22 protein-coding genes are annotated in these 23,402 nt (G+C 69.0%); 15 read left to right on the forward strand and 7 right to left on the reverse strand.

Going from position 1 to position 23,402, the window contains the following annotated elements:
• Positions 1 to 10: 10 nt before the first annotated feature.
• Positions 11 to 400 (reverse strand): glycine cleavage system protein GcvH, encoded by a 390-nt coding sequence (gene gcvH, locus KBZ12_RS04415; RefSeq protein ID WP_254956613.1) that lies wholly within the window; start codon positions 398 to 400, stop codon positions 11 to 13.
• Between the two features lie 27 nt (positions 401 to 427).
• The gene (locus KBZ12_RS04420) at positions 428 to 1,693 is read right to left on the reverse strand and encodes an aminotransferase class I/II-fold pyridoxal phosphate-dependent enzyme (RefSeq protein WP_254956735.1); all 1,266 of its coding nucleotides are present in this window, start codon (positions 1,691 to 1,693) and stop codon (positions 428 to 430) included.
• 236 nt (positions 1,694 to 1,929) lie between these two features.
• On the opposite strand from KBZ12_RS04420, the gene KBZ12_RS04425 reads away from it, so the two are divergent.
• Complete coding sequence (locus KBZ12_RS04425; RefSeq protein ID WP_254956736.1) at positions 1,930 to 2,808, forward strand: fatty acid desaturase; 879 nt, start codon at positions 1,930 to 1,932, stop codon at positions 2,806 to 2,808.
• Here KBZ12_RS04425 and KBZ12_RS04430 read toward each other — a convergent pair whose 3' ends face one another.
• Positions 2,809 to 3,624 carry a hypothetical protein gene (locus KBZ12_RS04430; protein WP_254956614.1) on the reverse strand — a complete coding sequence of 272 codons (816 nt, stop codon included), beginning with the start codon at positions 3,622 to 3,624 and terminating at the stop codon, positions 2,809 to 2,811.
• Positions 3,625 to 3,680: 56 nt separating this feature from the next.
• Between KBZ12_RS04430 and KBZ12_RS04435 the strand changes: the two genes are divergently transcribed.
• From KBZ12_RS04435 to KBZ12_RS04475, 9 genes are all read left to right on the forward strand, one after another.
• Entirely contained in the window at positions 3,681 to 4,655 is a 975-nt protein-coding gene (locus tag KBZ12_RS04435; protein ID WP_254956615.1) for a fatty acid desaturase, read from the forward strand.
• 42 nt (positions 4,656 to 4,697) lie between these two features.
• A complete protein-coding gene (gene rplI, locus KBZ12_RS04440; protein WP_216906589.1) occupies positions 4,698 to 5,159 on the forward strand; it encodes a 50S ribosomal protein L9 in 462 nt (153 codons plus the stop codon).
• A 118-nt stretch (positions 5,160 to 5,277) separates the two neighbouring features.
• Complete coding sequence (gene dnaB / locus KBZ12_RS04445; protein ID WP_254956616.1) at positions 5,278 to 6,687, forward strand: replicative DNA helicase; 1,410 nt, start codon at positions 5,278 to 5,280, stop codon at positions 6,685 to 6,687.
• A gap of 210 nt (positions 6,688 to 6,897) precedes the next feature.
• Positions 6,898 to 7,515, forward strand: a complete 618-nt coding sequence (locus KBZ12_RS04450) for a sterol desaturase family protein (RefSeq protein WP_315859414.1) — start codon at positions 6,898 to 6,900, stop codon at positions 7,513 to 7,515.
• Between the two features lie 84 nt (positions 7,516 to 7,599).
• Positions 7,600 to 8,757: an HD-GYP domain-containing protein gene (locus tag KBZ12_RS04455; RefSeq protein WP_254956618.1), complete on the forward strand. Its 1,158-nt coding sequence runs from the start codon at positions 7,600 to 7,602 to the stop codon at positions 8,755 to 8,757.
• 63 nt (positions 8,758 to 8,820) lie between these two features.
• Positions 8,821 to 10,776 carry a tRNA uridine-5-carboxymethylaminomethyl(34) synthesis enzyme MnmG gene (mnmG, locus tag KBZ12_RS04460; RefSeq protein ID WP_254956619.1) on the forward strand — a complete coding sequence of 652 codons (1,956 nt, stop codon included), beginning with the start codon at positions 8,821 to 8,823 and terminating at the stop codon, positions 10,774 to 10,776.
• Between the two features lie 26 nt (positions 10,777 to 10,802).
• Positions 10,803 to 11,657 carry a hypothetical protein gene (locus tag KBZ12_RS04465; protein ID WP_254956620.1) on the forward strand — a complete coding sequence of 285 codons (855 nt, stop codon included), beginning with the start codon at positions 10,803 to 10,805 and terminating at the stop codon, positions 11,655 to 11,657.
• A 34-nt stretch (positions 11,658 to 11,691) separates the two neighbouring features.
• Positions 11,692 to 12,273 (forward strand): chorismate lyase, encoded by a 582-nt coding sequence (locus KBZ12_RS04470; RefSeq protein ID WP_254956621.1) that lies wholly within the window; start codon positions 11,692 to 11,694, stop codon positions 12,271 to 12,273.
• Positions 12,274 to 12,348: 75 nt separating this feature from the next.
• Positions 12,349 to 12,900, forward strand: coding sequence for a hypothetical protein (locus tag KBZ12_RS04475; protein ID WP_254956622.1), 552 nt, complete (start codon positions 12,349 to 12,351; stop codon positions 12,898 to 12,900).
• Here the strand turns inward: KBZ12_RS04475 and KBZ12_RS04480 are convergent.
• From KBZ12_RS04480 to KBZ12_RS04490, 3 genes are all read right to left on the reverse strand, one after another.
• Positions 12,821 to 13,342, reverse strand: a complete 522-nt coding sequence (locus KBZ12_RS04480) for a DUF1269 domain-containing protein (protein ID WP_254956623.1) — start codon at positions 13,340 to 13,342, stop codon at positions 12,821 to 12,823. The two genes, KBZ12_RS04475 and KBZ12_RS04480, sit on opposite strands and share 80 nt — an antisense overlap.
• Positions 13,343 to 13,409: 67 nt before the next feature.
• A complete protein-coding gene (locus KBZ12_RS04485) occupies positions 13,410 to 14,072 on the reverse strand; it encodes a hypothetical protein (protein ID WP_254956624.1) in 663 nt (220 codons plus the stop codon).
• 128 nt (positions 14,073 to 14,200) lie between these two features.
• Positions 14,201 to 14,743: a SprT family zinc-dependent metalloprotease gene (locus KBZ12_RS04490; protein WP_254956625.1), complete on the reverse strand. Its 543-nt coding sequence runs from the start codon at positions 14,741 to 14,743 to the stop codon at positions 14,201 to 14,203.
• 61 nt (positions 14,744 to 14,804) lie between these two features.
• Here KBZ12_RS04490 and KBZ12_RS04495 point away from each other — a divergent pair, with 61 nt between their 5' ends.
• The 5 genes from KBZ12_RS04495 (at position 14,805) to KBZ12_RS04515 (ending at position 22,532) form a co-directional block, all read left to right on the forward strand.
• Complete coding sequence (locus tag KBZ12_RS04495; RefSeq protein WP_216906571.1) at positions 14,805 to 15,227, forward strand: hypothetical protein; 423 nt, start codon at positions 14,805 to 14,807, stop codon at positions 15,225 to 15,227.
• Between the two features lie 3 nt (positions 15,228 to 15,230).
• Positions 15,231 to 17,327 (forward strand): NAD-dependent DNA ligase LigA, encoded by a 2,097-nt coding sequence (gene ligA / locus KBZ12_RS04500; RefSeq protein WP_254956627.1) that lies wholly within the window; start codon positions 15,231 to 15,233, stop codon positions 17,325 to 17,327.
• Between the two features lie 293 nt (positions 17,328 to 17,620).
• Complete coding sequence (locus tag KBZ12_RS04505; protein WP_254956629.1) at positions 17,621 to 18,442, forward strand: peptidylprolyl isomerase; 822 nt, start codon at positions 17,621 to 17,623, stop codon at positions 18,440 to 18,442.
• Positions 18,439 to 21,372 carry an ABC transporter transmembrane domain-containing protein gene (locus KBZ12_RS04510; protein ID WP_254956630.1) on the forward strand — a complete coding sequence of 978 codons (2,934 nt, stop codon included), beginning with the start codon at positions 18,439 to 18,441 and terminating at the stop codon, positions 21,370 to 21,372. The genes KBZ12_RS04505 and KBZ12_RS04510 overlap by 4 nt, the downstream gene beginning before the upstream one ends.
• On the forward strand, positions 21,372 to 22,532 hold the full coding sequence (locus KBZ12_RS04515; RefSeq protein WP_254956631.1) for an HlyD family secretion protein: 1,161 nt from the start codon (positions 21,372 to 21,374) through the stop codon (positions 22,530 to 22,532). The genes KBZ12_RS04510 and KBZ12_RS04515 overlap by 1 nt, the downstream gene beginning before the upstream one ends.
• On the opposite strand, the gene KBZ12_RS04520 is transcribed toward KBZ12_RS04515, so the two are convergent.
• A complete protein-coding gene (locus tag KBZ12_RS04520; RefSeq protein ID WP_254956632.1) occupies positions 22,498 to 23,397 on the reverse strand; it encodes a class I SAM-dependent methyltransferase in 900 nt (299 codons plus the stop codon). The genes KBZ12_RS04515 and KBZ12_RS04520 overlap by 35 nt on opposite strands.
• Between the last annotated feature and the right edge of the window lie 5 nt (positions 23,398 to 23,402).

Below are 23,402 nucleotides of genomic sequence, written 5' to 3' on the forward strand. Positions count from 1 at the left end.
CCTAAGGAATTCAGCTCGCCTGCACCTTGGCCCCGTAGGTGGCGGCATCCATCAGGGCGTCCAGCTCGTCAGGAGCACCCAGCCGCACCAGCAGCAGCCAGCCTTCGCCATAGGGATCGTTCTGGAGCTCCTCGGGGCTGGCCAGCACCGACTCGTTGCGGGCCTCCACCGTGCCGCTCACCGGGGCCATCAGATCCTCCACCGCCTTGACCGATTCGACGCTGCCGAAGCTGGTGCCGCGCGCCAGCGAGGCCCCCACCGCCGGCAACTCGACGAAGACGATGTCGCCAAGTTGATCGACGGCGAAGGAACTGATGCCGAGGCGCACCAGGTCGCCCTCCGGGCGCACGTATTCGTGGCTTTCGAAATAACGGCAGTCGTCGGGGAAGGAGTGCGCCAAGGCCGGAGGTGTGCGGAGGAGGCAGATTCAGTCTGCCTGCGCCAGGGCCGACAGGGCCCTCTCCAGGGCCAGGGCCACATGGCCGTGGTGGGTGCCGCCCTGGGCATAGAGCACCCAGGGCTCCCGCAGCGGGCCGTCAGCGGAGAACTCGCTGGTGCTGCCGTCGATGAACGTCCCCCCCGCCATGACCAGATCACAGGCATAGCCGGGCATGGGGGCCGGCACCGGGTCCAGGTAGGCCCCCACCGGGGAGAGCTGCTGGAACGCCCGGCAGACGGCGATCAGCCGGTCGGGATGGCCAAGCCGCACCGCCTGGATCACATCGCTGCGCTCGGCGCCGGGGGCAGGGTTCACCGGATAACCGAGGCCGGCGAACACCTCGGCCACCAGCTCGGCGCCGATCAGGGCCTCGGCCACCATCTGGGGGGCCAGAAACAGCCCCTGGAACAGCAGCCGGTACTGATCAAACCCGGTGCCCCCCTCGCTGCCGATGCCCGGGGCGGTGAGCCGGCAGCAGGCCATCTCCACCAACTCCCGGCGGCCGGCCACGTAGCCGCCGGTGGGGGCGATGGTGCCGCCGAGGTTCTTGATCAGGGAGCCGGCGATCAGGTCGGCCCCGACAGCGGTGGGTTCCTGGTCCTGGACCAGCTCTCCGTAGCAGTTGTCAACGAAGCAGACGCAGTCGGGCTGAAGCGCCTTGACCCGTTCGCAGAGCCGCCCGATGGTGGCCACAGGCAAGGAAGGGCGCCAGCTGTAGCCGCAGCTGCGCTGGATCAGCACCATCCGGGTAGGGACCGCCAGCGCTGCCTCCAGGCCCTCCTCGTCCACCTGCCCGTCGGCAGTGAGCGCCAGCTCGTCGTAGGTGATGCCGAACTCGGCGAGGGATCCCTGCCCCCGGCCCCGCAGGCCGATCACCTCCTCGAGGGTGTCGTAGGGGCGGCCGGTGAGCGCCAGCAGCCGGTCCCCGGGCCGCAGCACCCCGAACAGGGCAGCGGTGATGGCATGGGTGCCGCTGACGAACTGGAGCCGCACGGCGGCGGCTTCGGCCTGCAGCACCCGCGCGAAGACCCGATCCAGCACCTCCCGGCCCAGGTCGCCGTGGCCGTAGCCGCTGACCGAGGCGAAGTGATGCACGCCGAGGCGTTCGGCGGCGAAGGCCTCCAGCACCCGCGCCAGACGGGGCCGCACGGCAGCGGTGCGACGGGCCGCCACCGGGGCCAGCCGCTCGAGGGCGGCGGCGACGGTGTCAGCGGCAACCGTGTCAGCGGCGACCGTATCGGCCGGGCCCGCCACCTCGCCCGGGCCGGGACAAACCTGCTCCAAAGCCCTGGGGCCAGCAGGGACCACTCTGCCATCGCTGCCGTGGGTCAAGATGGGAGGCCGAGTCCCAGACCACACCCGCCCTTCCACCGGAGAACCGCTTGGTCGCACGATCCGAAGCCTTCCGATCAGGCCAGAGCGCCGAAACCGTGCGCGTCCCCCGGCAGGAACCCTCCCATTCCCGCAAGAAGGCCCAGCTGCTGGCGGCGATGGAGCTGCCCCGGCCGCCCCTGCCGGCAACCCAGCGCAAGTTCAAGACCGGCACCACCGGCTTCATGCTGGCCATCCACGTGGGGGCCGTCTTCGCCCTGCTGCCGCGCTTCTGGAGCCTGCAGGGGGTGATCGTGCTGGCGGTCCTCTACTGGGCCACGGTGCTGGGGGTGACCCTGGGGCTGCACCGGCTGGTGGCGCACCGGGGCTTCGAGGCGCCCCGCTGGGTGGAGCGGCTGCTGGTGCTGATGGGCACCCTGGCCTGCCAGAGCGGGCCGATCGAATGGGTGGGCCTGCACCGCCACCACCACCTCTTCTCCGACCAGCCCAACGACCACCACGACGCCGCCCGCGGCCTGTGGTGGGCCCACAGCGAGTGGATGCTGCACAAGATCCCAGCGCTCACCGAGATCCACCGCTTCACCGGCGACATGGAGAAGGATCCCCTCTACCGCTGGCTGGATCGCTGGTTCCTGCTGCTGCAGCTGCCCCTGGGGGCCGCCCTCTACTGGTACGGCAACTGGGCGAACGTGCCCGGCGGCGGCCTGGGCCTGGTGCTCTGGGGCATTCCCCTGCGCCTGGTGCTGGTGTATCACGTCACCTGGCTGGTGAACTCCGCCACCCACGCCTTCGGCTACCGCAACTTCGACTGCCCCGACCGTTCCCGCAACTGCTGGTGGGTGGCCCTGCTCACCTTCGGCGAGGGCTGGCACAACAACCACCACGCCTATCCCCATTCGGCCCGCCACGGGCTGCGCTGGTTCGAGTTCGACATCACCTGGCAGCACATCCGCGCCCTGCGGGCCCTGGGCCTGGCCAGGCGTGTCCGCATCGCCCCCGTCTTCGGCCACCGCGGCGACGCGACCGCCAGCGCCTGATCAGCGCTCCGCTGGGTCGGCCGGCGCCGGGATCGCCGCCCCGATCTCCCGGCGGATGGCGGCGGCCAGGTCGTCCAGGGCCGGCTCGGATCCGTCCCCCTGCAGCCGGCGGGCCCGCTGCCGCAACAGCTCCAGAAAGCGGTCAGGCCCCAGCTCCTCCTCCCCCGCCGCCCCCAGGGCCGCCAGGGTACGGCGCAGTTCCGGCAGTTCGGCATCGAGTTCCACCGCCGTGTAGTCGCGCTGGCCGGCGATCACCTCGGCGAAGCGCTCCCGGCGCTGGCGCTTGGCCACTGGATAGGCCGCCATCAACCGGTCGCGGCAGTCGCGCCAGGGCCGGCCGGCGGTGAGCAGCTGGGCCAGGGCGGCGCTGAGCCCCGCGGCCTCCGCCTCGCCGATGCGCAGGTCGAAGCTGGCCGGCGGCTGCGAGAGGCCCACGAACACTTCGAGCAGGGCCCCGGGCCCCAGCACCCGCTGCTGCTCGTCGCGCACCGGCAGGGCCGAGCTGCAGAGGGCCTCGAAGAGTTCGGGGTGGGCCGCCAGCAGCGTGCGCGCCGCCAGCGGCTCCAAGCGACCCTCGGGGGCCTGGGCGTCGAGCCAGAGGTTGACGCTGCCCAGGGCCAGGAACACCTCCGGACCGGGGGAGGCCAGCTTGCCGTTGCGCAGCATCGAGAGCTGGGAGTTGTGCACCCGACCCAGGTCGAGGGCCTCGGCCAGCATCGGCAGAACCCGGTGGGACCAGCCGTTGCGCTCGTGCCAGACGCGGATCAGGTGGGCGAAGGCAATGCGGCCAGATACGAGTTCGTCTCGATACCCCACTCGATCAGGATTCGTATTGCTACCATCTTAATCACCCAACTGGAGTCCGGTCCTTCATGGCCGCTACAGCCTTCTCCCGCGCCGGCACCAAAGCCCGCCACACCCGCCGCCCCGCCGCCATCAACCTGGGACCCGACGCCCTCGTCAGGGCCAGGGCCCTGCACGAGCCGCGCCGCGGCGAACCCCGCGGCGAGTCCCCCAAGGGGACCCGCTGGGGCACGATCGGCTTCATGGTCCTGATCCATGTCCTGGCGGTGGTGGCCCTGCTGCCCCGCTTCTGGAGCCTGGAGGCCGTCGGTGCCCTGCTGGTCATGTACTGGGTCACCGCCTGCCTGGGCGTCACGATCGGCTACCACCGCCTGCTCAGCCACCGCTCCTTCCGCGTGCCCCAGTGGCTGGAGCGCTTCTTCGCCACCTGCGGCGCCCTCAGCTGCCAGCATGGCCCGATCGACTGGGTCGGCCTGCACCGCCACCACCACAAGTTTTCCGATACGGAAGCCGATCACCACGACAGCAACAAGGGCTTCTGGTGGTCCCACATGGCCTGGATGTTCGAGGAGATTCCCGCCATGGCCGCGGTGCCCCGGCTCACGGGCGACCTGGCGACTGACCCCTACTACCGCTGGCTGAACCACAGCTTCCTGCTGCTCCAGGTGCCCCTGGGCCTGCTGCTGTTCTGGATCGGCAGCTCAACCGGTGCCGGCGGCTGGGCCCTGGTGCTGTGGGGCATCCCCCTGCGCCTGGTGATCGTCTACCAGTGCACCTGGCTGGTGAATTCCGCCACCCACCTGTGGGGCGAGTCCGTCCATGAGAGCGGCGACAAGTCGAAGAACAACCCCTGGGTGGCGGCGCTGACCTTCGGCGAGGGCTGGCACAACAACCACCACGCCTACCCCCATTCGGCCCGCCACGGCTTCGGCCCCCGCCAGTTCGACCTCACCTGGCAGCACATCCGCCTGATGCGGGCCCTGGGCCTGGCCACCCAGGTCCGCCTGCCCCGGGCCGCGGCCCCCACCAGCACCATGTCGTAGGCTGACCGATCGGATTTCAGATGGCTCAGCCGGGGCGTTGTCATGGTCAAGAAGCGTGTGCAGGTGGTCCTGAGCGAGGACATCCTTTCCCTGGGCAAAAACGGGGATCTGGTGGATGTGGCTCCCGGCTACGCCCGTAACTACCTCCTTCCCACCGGCAAGGCCCTGGCCGTCACCGCCGCCGTGCTGCGCCAGGTGGAGCACCGCCGGGCCAAGGAGGCCGAGCGTCAGGCCGCCCTCAAGGCTGAGGCCGTCGCCTTCCGCACCGCCCTCGACACCATCGGCCGCTTCACCGTCAAGAAGCAGACCGGCGGCGATGACGTCCTGTTCGGCACCGTCACCAACGGCGACGTGGCCGAAGCCATCGAGGCGGCCACCAAGAAGGAGGTCGACCGCCGCGTCATCACCGTTCCCGAGATCCACCGCACCGGCTCCTACAAGGTGCAGATCAAGCTGCACCCCGAGGTCGTCGCCGACGTCAACCTGGAAGTGGTCAGCTACTGATCAGCCAGCAGCGAACCGATTTCTTCGGCTCCGGGCCCCAGAGTGACTCCTCTCACTGGTGCCCGATCCCGACCGATCCGGCTCCCTCTCCCGTGAGTCGCCTACTGGTGTTCCGTCCATGGTGAGCCTGCCCCTGGCTGGATCCGATCCCCCCCGGCCCGACGGGCCCAGGCCGGCGGCCAGGCGCGAGGACCAGGCCGGCTTCGAGGCCCTGCCCGATTCCGTTCCCCCCCAGAACCTGGAGGCGGAGGAGTCGGTCCTTGGCGGCATCCTGCTGGATCCCGACGCCATCGGCCGCGTCGCCGACGTCCTGCGTCCCGAGGCCTTCTATCTCGGCGCCCACCGCGAGATCTACCGCACCGCCCTGATGCTGCACAGCCAGGGCAAGCCCACCGACCTCACGGCCATGGCGGCCTGGCTCGCCGACACCGGCCAGCTGGAGAAGGTGGGCGGCAGCTCCAGGCTGGTCGAGCTGGTGGAGCGCACCCTCTCCACCGCCTCCATCGACCAGGTGGCCCGCCTGGTGATGGACAAGCACCTGCGGCGGCAGCTGATCCGCTCCGCCAACGACGTGATCCGCCTGGGCTTCGACCAGAGCATTCCGATGGAGCAGGTGCTTGATGAGGCCGAGCAGAAGATCTTCGCCATCAGCCAGGAGAAACCCACCTCCGGCCTCACCCCCACCGCCGAGATCCTCACCAGCACCTTCAACGAGATCGAGAGCCGCTCCCTCGGTACCGCCGTCGCCGGCATCCCGGTCAACTTCTACGACCTGGACGCCATCACCCAGGGCCTGCAGCGCAGCGACCTGATCATCGTCGCCGGACGGCCCGCCATGGGCAAGACCTCGATCGTGCTCAACATCGCCAAGAACGTGGCCCAGCTGCACCAGCTGCCGGTCTGCGTGTTCAGCCTGGAGATGAGCAAGGAACAGCTCACCTACCGCCTGCTGTCGATGGAGGTGGGCATCGAGAGCGGCCGCCTGCGCACCGGCCGCCTGCAGCAGGAGGAGTGGCCCCTGCTCGGCCAGGGCATCAACAGCCTCGGCCAGCTGCCCCTGTTCATCGACGACAAGCCCAACTCCGGGGTGCTCGAGATGCGTTCCCTCTGCCGACGCCTGATGGCCGAAACCGGCAAGGAGCTCGGCCTGATCGTGATCGACTACCTCCAGCTGATGGAGGGCAGCACCCCGGACAACCGCGTTCAGGAGCTCTCCCGCATCACCCGGGGCCTCAAGGGCATGGCCCGGGAACTGCATGTGCCCGTGATCGCCCTCTCCCAGCTCAGCCGGGGCGTGGAGTCCCGCACCAACAAGCGCCCCATGCTCAGCGACCTGCGGGAGTCGGGCTCCATCGAGCAGGATGCCGACCTGGTGCTGATGATCTACCGCGACGAGTACTACAACCCCGAAACCGCCGACCGCGGCATCACCGAAGTCATCGTCACCAAGCACCGCAACGGCCCCGTCGGTACGGTCAAGCTGCTGTTCGAGCCCCAGTTCACCCGTTTCCGCAATCTGGCGGCATAGGTTCGCTGCTTAGGGTTGCTGCATAGGGATATCCGCCGTATCGCGCCAGGGAAGGGGCCTGTACCCTGATCTCCAGGCATCGAGAAGATATACGTGCAGCAGCATTCCTTCATGTTTTACATGTTTACATTTTTCGGCATTATTCTGCTGCGCTATCTTGCCATGGCGGGCTTCGCCCACAGGCTTTTCTATCACCACCAGCCGGCGAATGTGTCCGTTCCAAGGGACATTCACCTCTCCGTCCTGTCGACGGGCATCTTCGCCCTGGCCACCGCCCTGATCATGACCCTGTACGACCAGGGCATGACCAGACTCCACGGCCGGATGGATGCAGCCAACTGGTGGGTTCTGCCGCTCAGCTACCTGGCCGTGCTCGTGCTGCAGGACGCCTACTTCTACGCCACTCACCGGCTGTTTCACCATCCAAAACTGTTTCGCTGGTTTCACCAGGGGCACCACCGATCGCGGCAGCCCACGCCCTGGACATCCTTCGCCTTCGACCCCCTCGAAGCCGGTGTCCAGGCCCTGTTCCTGATCGGGGTCGTGATGCTGATCCCGCTGCATTTCGCCACCCTGCTGGCGGTGCTCACCACGATGACCGTGTGGGCGGTGGTGAACCATCTGGGCCTGGAGGTGCTGCCGCTGCGCTTCCCCCACCACTGGCTGGGACGGTGGGTGATCGGGCCCGCCCACCACTCCATCCACCACCGCCGCCACGGCAAGCACTTCGGGCTCTATTTCACCTTCTGGGATTGGGTGTTCGGCAGCGAGGATCCCGCCTATGCGGACGCTTTGCAGCCGTCCGCCCTGGTCCGGCCCGGGGCCTGAGCGGCAACCCGCTTCGCCGGGGGGATCTGCCAGGGGGGCGCTACGAAGCGCAAGAATGGGAAAAAGCGTCTTGGCGTCCATGCGATGACCCCGCTTCCAGGCCCCATCGACAGCGACGGCATCTCCGTGGCTGAGGCCGGCAGCGAAGCACCCCCCGTAGGGCAGGCCCTCAATCACCGGCTGCGGCAGCTGCACCAGCAATTGATGGAACTGACGCCCGATGTGGATCGGATGGCTGTCGCACTTTACGACCCTGAGGTTGATTTATTAAAGACGTTCGTCAGTAGCACCCGCACCGGAGAGGCGATCAGCGGCTATGAGTTCCACCTCTCCAAAAGCCAATCGCTCAGTCACCTGGCCAAAAGCCGATCCGTCCGCGTGCTGGACAACATCCCGGCGGCGGTGGAAGCCAACACCAAGCACTCGGCCTGGCTGCTGAAGGAGGGCTACCGCTCTTCGCTGACCATTCCACTGTTCGACAAGGGCTCCTTCATCGGCCTTCTCTTCTTCGATTCACTGAAGCGAGCAGCGTTCACCGAAAGTGTGCAGCGAAAGCTTTCTTTGATCGCTTCAATGATCAACATGCTGATCAGCAGCGAACTCAATCTGGTCTATTCAATCAGGGCTTCGGTCCAGGTGGCCCGGGAGTTCGCCAACCTGCGGGACTTTGAAACCGGCGCCCATCTGCAGCGCATGGCGCACTACGCACGGCTGATCGCCCGGGAACTCCAGCAGAGCCACGGACTCAGCGATGAGTACATCGAACATCTCTATCTGTTTGCGCCGCTGCATGACATCGGCAAAATCGGCATTCCCGATCGCATCCTGCTCAAACCCGGCCCCCTGGATCCAGAGGAACACAAGTTAATGGAAACCCATGTGCAGAAAGGCCTGGAGATCGTGGAAAAAATGGTGGGTGAGTTTGGACTTGAGGATCTGCCCGACTCAGCCGTGATGAAGAACGTCGTGGCCGGCCACCACGAAAAGCTCGATGGCTCCGGCTATCCCAAGGGCCTCAGGGGTGAGGCCATCCCCCTGGAGGCCCGGATCATCGCGGTGGCCGATGTGTTCGATGCTCTGAGCAGCCACCGTCACTACAAGCAGGCCTGGAGCATGGACGCGGCCCTCACGGAACTCGACCGAATGGTGGCCGCAGGCCAGTTTGATGCCGACTGCGTGGCGGCCGTCAGGCGGCGGCGCGATGCGGTGGAAGCGATCCGGGATCGTTTCCAGGATGGCTGAACCCGAGCCCTGCTGGCCTGGGGCGGCGCTGCACCAAGCGCTGCGCCGCCATACATTCAAACGATGGCCCTGAGCGCAGATCCCACCGAACGCTTCGACCTGATCGTGGTCGGCGGCGGCCACGCCGGCTGCGAGGCGGCCCTCACCGCCGCCCGGCTGGGCGTCTCGACGGCCCTGTTCAGCCTCAACCTCGACCGCATCGCCTGGCAGCCCTGCAACCCGGCCGTGGGCGGACCGGCCAAAAGCCAGCTGGTGCATGAGGTGGATGCCCTGGGGGGGGTGATCGGCCGGCTGGCGGATGCCACCGCCCTGCAGAAACGGCTGCTCAATGCCAGCCGCGGCCCGGCCGTGTGGGCCCTGCGGGCCCAGACCGACAAGCGCCAGTACGCCCGCCAGATGCTGCAGCTGCTGCAGCACACCCCCAACCTGGCCCTGCGTGAGGCGATGGTGACCGGCCTGGAGGTGGAAGGGGATCCCCATGACCCGACCGGTCCGCCGGCCCGGGTGATCGGCGTGCGCACCTACTTCGGCAGCGTCTATGGCGCCGGCGCCGTGATCCTCACCACCGGCACCTTCCTGGGGGGCCGCATCTGGGTGGGCAACCGCTCGATGGCGGCGGGCCGGGCCGGCGAGCAGCCCGCCGTAGGCCTCACCGAAGCCCTGGAGGAGCTGGGGTTCCGCACCAACCGGCTCAAGACCGGCACCCCCGCCAGGGTCGACCGGCGCAGCGTGGCCCTCGACCAGCTGGTGGAGCAGCCCAGCGACGCCGCCGATCGCTTCTTCAGCTTCGATCCCACCGCCCGGGTGAGCGGCGAGCAGATGGCCTGCCACATCACCCGCACCACGGCGGCCACCCACCAGCTGATTCGCGACAACCTGCACCTCACGCCGATCTACGGCGGCTTCATCGACAGCAAGGGGCCCCGCTACTGCCCCTCGATCGAGGACAAGATCGTGCGCTTCGCCGATAAGGACAGCCACCAGATCTTCCTGGAGCCGGAGGGGAGCGACACCCCCGAGCTGTACGTCCAGGGCTTCTCCACCGGCCTGCCCGAATCCCTGCAGCTGGCCCTGCTGCGCACCCTGCCCGGGCTGGAGGCCTGCGTGATGCTGCGCCCCGCCTACGCCGTCGACTACGACATCCTGCCGGCCACCCAGCTGGAGCCCTCCCTGCAAACCAAACGGGTGCGGGGCCTGTTCTCGGCCGGCCAGCTCAACGGCACCACCGGCTATGAGGAGGCCGCCGCCCAGGGGCTGGTGGCCGGGCTGAACGCGGCCCGGCTGCTGGGGGGCCAGGACCCGGTGCATTTCCCCCGGGAGGGCAGCTACATCGGCACCCTGGTGGACGACCTGGTGACCCAGGACCTCAAGGAGCCCTACCGGGTGCTGACCAGCCGCAGCGAATACCGGCTGGTGCTGCGCGGTGACAACGCCGATCGCCGCCTCACCCCCCTCGGCCACCAGCTGGGCCTGATCGACGAACGGCGCTGGCGCCTGTTCGAGCAGAAGCAGGCCAGCATCGATGCCGAGAAGCACAGGCTGGAAACGGTGCGGCTCAAGGCCTCCGATCCCGCCGCCAACGCCGTGGCCGCCGCCACCGGCGCCGGCATCAACGGCTCCATCACCCTGGCCGACCTGCTGCGCCGGCCAGGTCTGCACGGCGAGGACCTGGTGCAGTTGGGGCTCTGTGACCCAGATCTGCCACCCGACGTGCGCGATGGCGCCGAGATCGACATCAAGTACAGCGGCTACCTGGCCCGCCAGGAACAGCAGATCGAACGGGTCCGGCGCCAGCTGGGGCGGGCCATCCCCGCCGACATCGCCTACGCCGGCATCCGCACCCTCTCGGCGGAGGCCCGCGAGAAACTCACGGCCATCCAGCCCCGCAGCCTCGGGCAGGCCTCCCGGATTCCCGGCGTCAGTCCCGCCGATGTCAATGCCCTGCTGCTCTGGTTGGAACTGGAACGGCGCCGGGAAGCAGCGGACCCTCATCAGCGCGCGGAACCATCGTTACACTGACGCACGCCTGACGCCGAGGATTGCACGTGAGCCCCTCCCCTCGGCGCCCCCTGCGCGGCATCCCCACCTCCCGTGCGTACTGGGAGCTGAAGGCTGAGCAGATGATGAACCGGGTCTTCGACAATGAGGCCACCATCGATCTCGATGTGGCGGCCCAGGCCGAGCCCCCCCCGTCACTGCCGGTGGCCACCCCCACCCGCCCGCTGCGGGGCCGACCAGCCACTCCATCCCCATCAGCGGCCCCCGGCCCGACCCGGCCCGACCGCCACACCCTGCTGCTGACGGCGATGGGCGGGGTCTGCATGATCAGCGTGGCCAGCTCGGTGCTCTATCTGACCCACTCCAGCCGCATGCAGCAGGCCCTCACCCAGGAGCGCAGCCTGTTGCTGGTCGAACGGTTGCGCAGCCTCGGGCCGGCCAATCCGGCCCCGCTCGGGGCCGTCGGCGGCGCCCTGGCCAGCGGAAGCCAGCCCTTGCTGCCATCCTCTGGCGACCAACTGCCGCCGCCCCCGGAAGAACCCTGGATTGAGCAGCTGTCCCAGCTGCCCCAGCAGGAAGGGGCGAGGGCCCCGGTCCTGCGGGTGCCGGTGAGCCCGAAACTGGCCGCCGCCGCCCCAGCCGCCAGCGGCGTTGGTAGCTATCCCGAGCGCAGCTCCGCTCCGGTTGGCGGCGGCGGCGCCGTGCCGGAGCTGGTCGGTGTCGTGGGCTCGGCCGGACGCGCTGCCTCGGCGATCTTCCAGATGGGGGGCAGCTCCACCAGCGTCAACGCTGGCGAAGCGATCGGGGGCAGCGGCTGGCGCCTTCGCTCCGCCGATGGCGATGCCGCCCTGATCGAGCGGGGTGGCGAGGTGCGGCGTCTCTCAATCAGCAACGGCTACTGACCTGAACGGCTACCGACCCGCGCCCCAGCCCGCCATGCCCATGCACTCCGGTGTCCTGTGGCCGTCTCCCGGCTTTCTGTGGCAGGCCAGCGCCGGCGAATGCCAGGAGCTCCCGCACGGCCGGGAACTCACCGGACCCTGGAAGCTGTTGCTGCTCGGAGACGGCAGCCCGACCCGGCACCTGCAGCTGCTCACGGGCCTGCCGGTGGAGGTGGACGTGATCGCCATGGCGTCCGAACCGGGGGGGGCCACCGGGGCCCCGGCGGAGGTGGCCCATCTGGCGGAGCCCCTGCTGCGGCGACAGGTGTGGCTCACCTGCGGGACGCAGGCCCTGGGCTGGGCGGAGAGCTGGTGGAACCAGGCCGAGGCGGAGGCCCATCTGCAGGATCGCCGGCTGCCGATCTGGCGCAGCCTCTCGGCCGGACGGGCGGAGCTGTACCGCGAGGTGGATGGCTTCGGCCAGGTGCAGGAACCCTGGCTGGCGGAGCGCTTCGGCTGCGATGGCCCCTTCTGGAGCCGCCACTACCGCTTCTTTCGCCAGGGGAGGGAACTCACGGTGATCCGGGAGGTGTTCTCCCCAGCACTGGAGCGCTGGCTGGGCCCGGCCGAAACCTGAATGATTTCTAAAGCCTCATCAATTCGGTAACACCGTGTGGCGGTTTGCTGTTGACGAATTGACGCTTCAGGGGCCATGGGCAGGATTCGGGTACTTGATTTTGCCGGCATGTCCACCCGCCACAGCGTCCAGACCCCGCCGGGAGGGGACTGGCTCACCCTCACCGAACTGGGCCGCCGCTACGGCGTGTCCGCCGTCCACACCGGGAAACTGCTGGTGACCTCCGGCCTGCGCCGCAGCAGCGGCGAGCCCACCCCCGAAGCCCTGGCGGCCGGCCTGGCCATGCGCCCCCAGCCCGGCCATCACCACTCCAGCCTCTGGCTGCATCAGGGCTGTGCCCCCCACCTGGAACGGCTGGGCCTGGTGCCCCAGGCCCAGCGCACCATGGTGAGCCTCTGGGCGGACCTGCTGAGTGCCCTTCAGAACGGCTCGCCGTCAATCAGCATTTCAGCTGAGGAGATGGCCGATGACGTTCCCCGCGACCTGGTCAAGCCGGTCAACAGGGAACTGCGTCAGCGGGGCTGCAGCTTCCGGGTCAACCCGAAGCTCAGGACAACCGCAGGGCCTGGGCCTGCTTGCTCGCCTGCTCGAGCAGCTGACGCAGCCGGTCCTCGTCGGTGTGGCTGAGGTTGGTGCGCAGCAACTTGGCGTGGGGGGCGTGAATCCTCAGGCGCTCGATCAGCCGATCGGGGGTGGCATCACGCAGCAACAGACAGAGGGCCGCACTGCCGGGGGGGAGGGTTTCTCCCACCTCGCGCATGAAGCCGTCGTTGATGCCCAGATCCGACAGGGAGCCTGACGCGGCCCCGAGACCCGCCCCCACGGCGGCCCCGAGCAGGGGATTGAGGAACAGCAAACCCACCAGAGTTCCCCAGAAACCACCGCCGAGGGCACCCGCCTGGGTGAGGTTGAGCGACTGGTGCAAGCGCACCTTGCCGTCCGGCTCCGCCTCCACCACCACGGCATCCTCCAGGGCAATCAGTTCCTCCTTCTGGATCTCCACCAGCTGGCGCCGGACCTGGTCCGCTTCCTCCATGGACGGAAACCCAACGACCACCAGGCTGCTCATGGCCAACATGCTTTCGATGACTGGGTATTCCTAACTCACTTCGGTCCGAAATGGCGGTGTCGAGGGATCAGGGGCGTCGACGGCTGGAGCGCGGCAGGGGCCGGCCTTCCAGCGGTGGAAGGGGTGTCGGTTCCGGGGGAGCTGACCGCTCGGCACCCTCAGGACGCTGCCACCGGGGCAGGGTGAAGCTGGCGTCATCGGGCCAGTCACCATCGTCGTCGCTGGTGGCGGTGCCAGCGCTGAGGCGGGGTTCTGGGGCCGGTGGCTGGGACGGGGACGATCCCGGTCGGCCGCGGCGAGACACCGCCTCCAGCCCCTGGCGGCGTGGACGGCCCGGAGCGGCGGTCTGCTGCTGCTGGGGCGGCGGCTCAGGCGTGCTGCGTTCGGACTCCTGCCACGGTTCGCGCCAGTCGTCTCCGTCATCGAGCAGCCAGTCGAGGCGCCCCTCCACCCAGCGGCCGAGCTCGTCCATGCGGGGTCGCAGCGGGGGGCGGCGGTCGGTGCCCCGAGGCGCCGGACGGCCGCCGGGGCGCGAGCCCGCCACCCCTTCGACGAACTGGCGCCCAGCCGTCACCCAGCGGTCTACCCGTTGATCCAGGGGGTCGGTGGCGCTCCGGGGCCGCCGGAACGACTCACGATCACGCGGCTCACGATCCCTTGGGTCCCGTTCTCTGGGATCACGGTCCCAGGGATCCCGTTCGCGGCCGTAGCCCTGATCCGTCGTAGGCATCACGCCAATTTAACGGCGCCGACCGGAGAGCCAGTGCTCCCGTCCCATTCCCACCAGGGCAATGGTGAAACCGCCCCATTCCAGGGTCCACAGAAACGTCGCCATCGGCCCCAACACCTGCGGCGAACCTAGGCGGTGTTGGGCTCAAACACCAGCAGACAACCCGCATCCCAGCGGCCGCCATGGAGGCGCTCGCAGCAGTGGCGGCAGGCCAGGCCCTGGCGGCGGCGCTGGTAGGGCGTCCGGCTGTCGCAGCGCGGGCAGCGGGCGATCCAGCGGCTGGCGGCCACCGGCAGGGGATAGCGGTGCCGCAGGCTCACCTGAAAGCCGTTCTCGACCTGGTTGATCGCCGCCATCCGGGCCCGGAAGTGGGGGCCGTGCACCTCCCGCACCGCCAGGACCCGATCCACCCAGGCGTGGATCATCTCGTGGCAGAGCGTGCCCAGGGTGGCCTGCCGGGGCAACGGTTCCAGCAGGGGTCGGGACAGAACGATCTCGCAGAGGTCACGCCCGTCGATCAGACGCCCCCGCCGGTAGAAGCCGGCGGTGCGGGTGAGCCGGCCGTCGCTCCAGCGCACGTCCACCAGGGGCCTGTCCTCGCGGGTGAGCTGGCCGTCGAAGTGCTCGCGATTGAGCCGGTGGAACAGGGGCAGCAGGGGTTCCAGGGGCATCGGCCCATTCTGGTGGGGTCGTCCGTCAGACTCTGCAACGCTGCGAACGGATGGGATCACCATGGACTGGGGACTGGCCCGCGACATCGGCACCAAGCTCCTGCTGGCGGGAGCCGGTGGCTTGCTTCTGTACTGGACCATCTCGGCGGTCCGGCTGGTGCTCAGCGCCCGGGGCATCAATCCGCTGATCAAGCAGTTCTTCACCCAGGTGGCCTCCGGCCAAGTGGACGGGGCCTACCTGCTCACCACCCGCAACTACCGCTCCCACGTCAACCGCCAGCAGTTCATCCGCTTCCTGGCCGGGCTGCAGCTCAACAAGTACCGCAACCTCAAGTCCGGCCGGCCGCGGCTGCAGGAGGGCCAGGTGATCCTGACGGTCAAGCTGAAGACCGACGGCAAGGAGGAACTCCCCCTCGACTTCACCTTCGTGAAAGTGGAAGAGGCCTGGCGCGTGGATCGCATCACCCGGCTGGCGGCCGCCTGAGCCGTGGCCCAAGCCCGGGCAGAAGAACTGCGGCGCCTGCTCAACCGCGCCGCCCATGCCTACTACGTTCTCGATGCTCCGGTCATGGAGGATCCGGTCTATGACCGGCTCTACCGGGAACTGGTGGCGCTCGAGCAGGCCGATCCGGAACTGATCCGGCCCGACAGCCCCACCCGCCGGGTGGGGGGAGCCCCGGCCGACGGCTTCACGAGCGTGGCCCACAGGGTTCCCCTGCTGAGCCTCGACAACGCTTTTTCGCATGGGGACCTGGATGTCTGGTACGGACGCCTGATCAAGGTGCTCGACCGGGAACCCCAGGAGGGCTCCCCGGCGCCGGCCCTGCCGATGGTGGGCGAACTCAAGATCGACGGCAACGCCCTGGCCCTGAGCTACGAGCAGGGGGTGCTGGTGCGGGCCGCCACCCGGGGGGAAGGGGAGCGGGGCGAGGAGATCACCGCCAACGTGCGCACGATCCGCAGCGTGCCCCTGCGACTGGAGCTGGCGTCACCACCGGCCTGGGTGGAAGTGCGCGGTGAGGCCTTCATCCCGGACGCCACCTTCGCCGCCATCAACGCCGAGCGCGCCGATCGGGGCGAGGCCCCCTTCGCCAACCCGCGCAACGCCTGTGCCGGCACCCTGCGCCAGCTGGATCCGACGGTGGTGGCCGCCCGCGGCCTGTCGTTCTTCGCCTACACCCTGCACCTGAGCGAGGACTGGCGGGCCGGCCCCGGCGACCCTGCCGTGCCCCGCAGCCAGTGGCAGGCCCTCGACTGGCTGAAGGCGGCCGGGTTCCGCGTCAATCCCCACTGCGCTCTCTGCCCCGACCTGGCGGCGGTGAAGACCTTCTGCGACCACTGGGAGCTGGAGCGCCGCGGCCTGCCCTACGCCACCGACGGGGTGGTGGTGAAACTCGACGACCTGCGCCTGCAGGAGGAGGCGGGCTTCACCCAGAAGGCGCCCCGCTGGGCGATCGCCCTCAAGTACGCCGCCGAGGAGGCCCCCAGCCGCCTGCTGCGGCTGACCTGTCAGGTGGGCCGCACGGGGGTCGTCACGCCGGTGGCGGAGTTCGAGTCGGTGCCCCTGGCCGGCACCAGCGTCAGCCGCGCCACCCTCCACAACGCCGATCGCCTGGCGGAGCTGGATCTCTGCGCCGGCGACACGATCGTGGTGCGCAAGGCGGGTGAGATCATCCCCGAGGTGGTGCGGGTGCTGGTGGAGCTGCGGCCGGAGGGGGCCAGGCGCCTGGAGCTTCCCCCCACCTGCCCGGAATGCGGCTCGGTGCTGGTGCGGGAGGAGGGGGAGGCGGCCACCCGCTGTGTCAACAACGGCTGCCCCGCCATCCTGCGGGGCTCCCTGCGCCACTGGGTGAGCAAGGGGGCCCTCGACGTGGACGGCCTGGGCATGAAGCTGATCGAGCAGCTGGTGGACCGGGGCCTGGTGCGGTCGATCCCCGGCCTCTACGGGCTCGATGCCGCCCTGCTGGCCAGCCTGGAGCGGATGGGGGAGACCTCGGCCGCCAAGCTGGTGGCCGCCCTGGAGACCTCAAAGCAGCAGCCCTGGCACCGCCAGCTCTACGGCCTCGGCATCCACCATGTGGGCGAGGTCAACGCCAAGGCCCTGGCCCGGGCCTTCCCCAGCGCCAGCGCGCTGGAGGCCGCTGCCCAGGCCGACGAAACCGACGGGGCGCCGGATCGGCTCACGGCGGTCTTCGGCATCGGCCCTGAGATCGCCCAGTCCCTGCGGCAGTGGTTCGCCACGCCGGCCAATCGGTTGTTGCTGGAGCAGCTGGGGGCGCAGGGCTTGTCCCTGGCTGCAGCTCCGGAGCAGGACGGGGGCGGCGATGGGGGGCCGCCGGCGGCCACACCCCTGGCGGGGCTGACCTTCGTGCTCACCGGCACCCTGCCCTCCCTGAGCCGCTCCGCCGCCCAGGCCCTGATCGAGGCCGCCGGAGGCAAGGTGAGCGGTTCGGTGAGCAGGAAGACCAGCTACGTGGTGGCCGGCGCCGAGGCCGGCAGCAAGCTGGCCAAAGCGGAGACGCTCGGGGTGGCCGTGCTCGACGAGCCGGGCCTGCAGGCGTTGCTGGAGAGCGATCGGGCCTGAACCGTTGATCCACTCTGGTGGCGTCCCTCGAGCGGCGAGACACAGGGCCTGCTGCGGGTGCCTCAGTACCACCTGGAGTTACCCGTCGGGCTGGTTAGGACCAGCCGGCTGCAGCAGAAACACCTGTTGGGACTCAATTTCGAGATGCCGGCCCGCGAGACGCAAGCCGCACTGTTCCTGTTGCTCGGCAGCGTGGTACGCGCCGAGCCGATCCTGCGCCGCTCCTGAGCTGCCGAAGCGGCCAACGGCAACCGATACATCTGGAATTGCCCCTGTAACCCCAGAATGTCAGGGTGAATGCCTCACCCGTGCCCGTCGCCCACCCTTTGGACCTCGACCACGACATCAGTCTCGATCCGCCCGTGCGTCCCTCCCGGCCGCCGGTGCTGGTGGAGGTGGAGGTGGAGCCGCTGCCTGTGATCCCTGCGGACCTGCGGCGCCAGTTGGCCCGCCACCAGTTGCTGCTGCCGCTACTGCGCCAGTCGGTGATCGCCACGGCCGTGGCGACGGTGGCCCTGGCGGAGGAGGAGCGTCAGAAGGCCCAGCAGGCCTGGGGATCCAGCAACGGCATCCGCTCCGCCGACGAGCTCAGGAGCCACCTGCAGCGGCATGAACTCTCGGAAGCCGATGTGCTCTGGCAGGCCGAGCTGCCCTTCAGGATCGAGCACCACTGCCACGACCATTTCCTGCACCAGGCGGAGCAGCGCTACCTGGCCCGCAAGAGCCAGCTGGATCAGGTGATCTACAGCCTGCTGCGGGTGGAGGACGGGGCCCTGGCCCGCGAGCTCTACCTGCGCATCTCCGAAGGGGAAGCCGACTTCGCCGAGCTGGCGGCCACCTACGCCAAGGGGCCCGAACGCTCCACCCGGGGGGTGGTGGGTCCGGTGCCGTTACTGCAAGCCCATCCATCCCTGGCCGAACTGCTGCGCACCAGCCGCCCGGGCCAGCTCCATCCCCCCCTGCGCATCGACCGCTGGTGGTTGGTGGTGCGACTGGAAACGCTCCGCTCCGCCAGCTTCGACGACGAGATGCAGAAGCGCATGGCGCGGGAGCTGTTTGAGGAATGGGTAGATCAGGAAGTGGCCCTGCAGCTGCAGCCGGGGGAGACGCCATGACCTCCACCGTCCCAGGACGCACCGACTGGCTCACCCTGCCACCCTTCGACGGCCTCTCCGCCGAAGGGCGCGAGCGGCTGCTGGCGGAGGCCCGCCCGTGCCGGTTCCGCCTCGGCGAGGACCTGAGCCATGCCGGCAGCATCGGCGACCGCGTGCTGGTGCTGCACGAGGGTGAAGCCCGGCTGCTGGCGGAAAGGGACGGTCAGCCCTTCACCCTTGAGCGGCTGGGGCCCGGCGCCATCGTGGGGTTGGTTTCCCTGTTGCGGGCGGAAGGGATCGAGCCGGTCAGCGCCGCCTCCGAGCTCCTGGCGACAGCGGTTCCGGACACGCTCGTGCTCGAACTGCTGCTGGCCGAGGACGGCCTGCGTCAGTGGTGTGGCCACCACGTCTGGACGGCGGAACTGCATCAGCTGCTGCTGCAACGGGACGGGGCCGCGGCGGGCCGCTTCGATCCATCGCTCTGGCGCCAAAGGATCGAGCGCCTGCGCCTGCGGACACGGGGCGTGCTGCCGACCGCCGCAGGCGCCAGCATCCTGCGGGACGGGGAGGAGTTGCTCCTGGCCAGCGCCAACGTCCCCGACCTGGCCATCGGCTCGGTGCTGCCGGCGGCGGAACCGCTGCCCCAGCCCCGTCCCCCCCTGCCCCTGCGGCTGCTGGCCCTGGCCCCCGCCGCCCCAGACCCCTCGGACACCACCCAGGCTGGCGACCCCGCCATCCCCATCGAGGTCGCAGCCGGCGGGCTGGCCCAGCCCAGCAGCCTCGATCTGGGCCAGGACCGCAGCGACAGGGGCCTCACCCTGGTGCGGGGCAGCGGTCCGCTGGAGGAGACCCTGGCCTGCTTCCAGATGCTCGGCAAGCTGCTGGAGCTGCCCTACCGCCGCGACGCGGTCGACAAGATCCTGCGCGACAAGATGCGCCGCGGCCAGCCGCCCGATCTGCAGCTCTGCGGCCAGATCGCCGCCATGCTCGGCCTGCTGGTCACCGGCGCCAAGGTGCCGGCGGCGTCCGCCACCCGGCTGATCACCCCCTGCCTGGTGCCCTGGAAGGAGGGCTTCGCGATCGCCACCGCCAGCAATGCCGCCGGCCTGCGTCTAGCCTCCCCGGCGGAGGGCTGGGTGCAACTGAGCCCGGCCCAGATCGCCGAGCAGTATCCGGAGGGACTGGAGCTGCTGCTGCTGGAGCGCAGCATCGACACCCCGGAGCAAACCTTCGGTCCGGGCTGGTTCTGGCCGGCCCTGAAGCGCTACCGGGGCATGTTGCTCCAGGTGCTGCTGGCCTCCTTCGTGGTGCAGCTGTTCAGCCTGGCCAATCCCCTGCTGATCCAGGTGATCATCGACAAGGTGATCACCCAGCGCAGCCTCGACACGCTGCAGATCCTGGGCATGGCCCTGGTGGTGGTCACCTTGATGGAGGGGGTGATCGGCTCGCTGCGCACCTTCCTGTTCACCGACACCACCAACCGCATCGACCTGCGCCTGGGCGCCGAGGTGATCGACCACCTGCTGCGGCTACCCCTCGGCTACTTCGACAAGCGCCCCGTCGGGGAGCTGGGCACCCGCATCGCCGAGCTGGAGAAAATCCGCAACTTCCTCACGGGCCAGGCCCTGATGACGCTGCTGGATGCGGCCTTCTCGGTGATCTACATCATCGTGATGGCGATCTACAGCTGGCTGCTCACGATCATTGCCCTGGCGGTGCTGCCCATCCAGGTGGGCCTCACCCTGCTGGGGGCCCCCCTGTTCCGGCGCCAGTACCGCCAGGCGGCCGAGGAGAACGCCCGCACCCAGAGCCACCTGGTGGAGGTGCTCACCGGCATCCAGACGGTGAAGGCCCAGAACGTGGAGATGGTGAGCCGCTGGAAATGGCAGGAGCTCTACGCGAAATACATTTCCCGCACCTTCGAGAAGACCATCACCGGCACCTTCCTCAACGAGACCAGCTCGGTGCTCCAGAAGCTCTCCCAGCTGCTGGTGCTCTGGGTGGGCGCCACCATGGTGCTCAAGGGGGAGCTCACCCTGGGCCAGCTGATCGCCTTCCGGATCATCAGCGGCTACGTCACCCAGCCCCTGCTGCGGCTCTCCTCGATCTGGCAGAACATCCAGGAGCTGCGGGTCTCCTTCGAGCGCCTCGCCGACGTGGTCGACACCCCCGAGGAATCGAGCGAAGCCGACCGCGGCCACATCCCCCTGCCGCCGGTGAAAGGCGACGTGGTGTTCGAGAACCTCAGCTTCCGCTTCAATCCCGCCGGACCCGAAGTTCTCACCAACGTCAGCCTGCACGTTCCCCCCGGCACCTTCACCGGGATCGTGGGCCAGAGCGGCAGCGGCAAGAGCACCCTGATGAAGCTGTTGCCGCGGCTCTACTCCCCCACGAAGGGGCGCATCCTCGTGGACGGCTACGACATCGACAAGGTGGAGCTCTATTCCCTGCGCCGCCAGATCGGCATCGTGCCCCAGGACCCCCTGCTCTTCTCCGGCACCATCAGTGAGAACATCGCCCTGACCAACCCGGAGGCCCCCAGCGACGCCATCGTCGAGGCTGCCCGGATCGCCGACGCCCATGACTTCATCATGGAGCTCTCCTCCGGCTACAGCACCCCCCTGGGGGAGCGCGGCGCCTCCCTTTCCGGCGGCCAGCGCCAGCGCATCGCCATCGCCCGCACCCTGCTGAGCCAGCCCCAGCTGCTGGTGATGGACGAAGCCACCAGCGCCCTCGACTACGACACCGAACGCCGGGTGTGCGACAACCTGCGGGAGGCGATGAGCCAGAGCACCGTGTTCTTCATCACCCACCGGCTCTCCACCATCCGCCGCGCCGATCTGATCGTGATGATGCACCAGGGCGCCATCGTCGAGACCGGCAGCCATGAGGAACTGATGGCCATGAAGGGACGCTATTTCGCGCTATTTCGCCAGCAGGAGGCGGGCTGATGGTTCCCCCCACCCCAGGCAGCCTGCTGCGCCGGGCCCAGAACGGCCTCGAGCGCCGCATTCACACCGACAGCGACGACGTCGTGCTGCAGCAGTCGCGCTTCTGGGCCCGTTCGATCACCTGGACCCTGATGGGGGTCACCCTGTTCGGCCTCGGCTGGCTGGCCTTCGCCCAGACCGAGGAGATCGTCACCGCCCCGGGCAAGCTCGAACCCCTTGGGGTGGTGAAGGACATCCAGATGCCGGTGGGCGGCGTGGTGGAGCAGGTGATGGTCAAGGAGGGCGAGCGGGTGAAGAAGGGCCAGGTGCTGCTGCGCCTCGACACCGAGACCACCCTCGACCGCCAGGCCAGCATGGAGCAGACGATCCGGTACAAGCAGCAGCAACTGCGGCTCAAGCAGGTGGAGCTCGACCGGTACCTGCAGTTCAATGACACCGAGCAGCGGGTGCTGCGCCAGAGCCTGGTGCTGGAGAAGGACGTGCTCGGCCGCCTCGAGACCCTCAACAAGGAGGGCGCCACCGCCGAACTCCAGTACCTCTCCCAGCGCAACAAGGTGCAGGAGGTGGAGGGCAAGCTCCAGGAGGGCCAGGTGGACCGGCTGCGCCAGCAGGCGATCCTGCAGCAGGGCATCCGCGAAATCCAGAGCGAGCTGGCCGACCTGCGCAGCAAACTGACCGAGCTCAACGTCAACATCCGCTATCAGGTCATCCGATCCCCGGAGGCTGGCGTGGTGTTCGAGCTCAAGCCGAAATCCCGCGGCTTCGTGGCCCAGACCAGCGAACCGGTGATGAAGGTGGTGCCGTTCGACAAGCTGGAGGCACGGGTGGAGGTGCCCAGCCGGGAGATCGGTTTCGTCTCGGTGGGCAAGGCCGCCGACATCAGCATCGATTCGTTCCCGGCCACCGATTTCGGCGTGCTGCAGGGCACCGTGCGGCGCATCGGTTCCGATGCCCTGCCCCCGGACCAGATGAACAACTTCTACCGCTTTCCGGTGGACATCCGGCTCAACTCCCAGCAGCTGAAACTCAAGAGCGGCAAGGTGCTGCCCCTGCAGGTGGGCATGTCGCTCACCGCCAACGTCAAGCTGCGCAAGGTGACCTACCTGCAGTTGCTGCTGAGCGACTTCAAGGACAAGGCGGACGCTCTGCGGCAGATCTGAGCCGCTCCATGGCCGCGTAGTGGTCGGGGATGATGCGAGTGCGCAAGCCCACCAGGGGCTCGAGCCACGGCAGCAGCAGCCCGTCGAGGCCGCGGTTCACCAGAGCGCCGGCCACCCGGAAGGCCCGCCGCCAACGGGCCTGCGGGGCGATCAGATGCAGGGCACGGCGGTGCACCGGCCCGTCGATGCAGACCAGCCAGGCCGGATCCATCCCCGCCTGCGCCATCGCCACCTCGAAGCTGCGGCGGCTGTGGAAGCTGATGTGCTGGCCATTGCCGAAGGCGTAGTACCACCAGTCGGGAGCGGGAATCTCTCCCACCTGGCGCATCAGGGTGGAGAAGACGAACAGGGGCGTGGCGCCCACCTCTTCACGCAGGAACCCGGGGGTGGCGCCCACGTGCTCGATCACCTCGAAGGCCGTCTTGCAGCCGATGGGGCCATCGCCCGGGGGCTCGCAGAAGGGGCGGATCAGTTCCATCGCCGCATAGGCGTCGGTGCCGTGGAAATCGAAGCCGTGGTCGCGCAGCAGCCGCGGCAGCATGCCCAGGCCGGTGCCCAGGTCGCAGCCCGGCTCGCTGGCACCGAAGCGACCCAGCCGGCCGATCACCAGCAGCAGGCGCAGCAGGCGGGAGGCGTGCAGGTTGCGGTCGACGTAGCCGGTGTCGCCGTAGAAGGACTCCTCGTAGGCCACATCCAGCCAGGTGGGATCGGCCAGGAACAGGAAATCGCAGGCGCTGCAGTGGGCGAGTTCAGCCTCCACCCGGGCCTTGCTCACCCGCACCCGTCGCACCAGGGTGAGAGGTCCGCCGCCGCAGTTGGGGCAGGCGCCGGTGGTGGGGCTGGGGGGAGTCTCGGCCGTCACCATCGCTG

This window comes from Cyanobium sp. Cruz CV13-4-11, from assembly GCF_024346055.1.
Taxonomy (GTDB): domain Bacteria; phylum Cyanobacteriota; class Cyanobacteriia; order PCC-6307; family Cyanobiaceae; genus Cyanobium.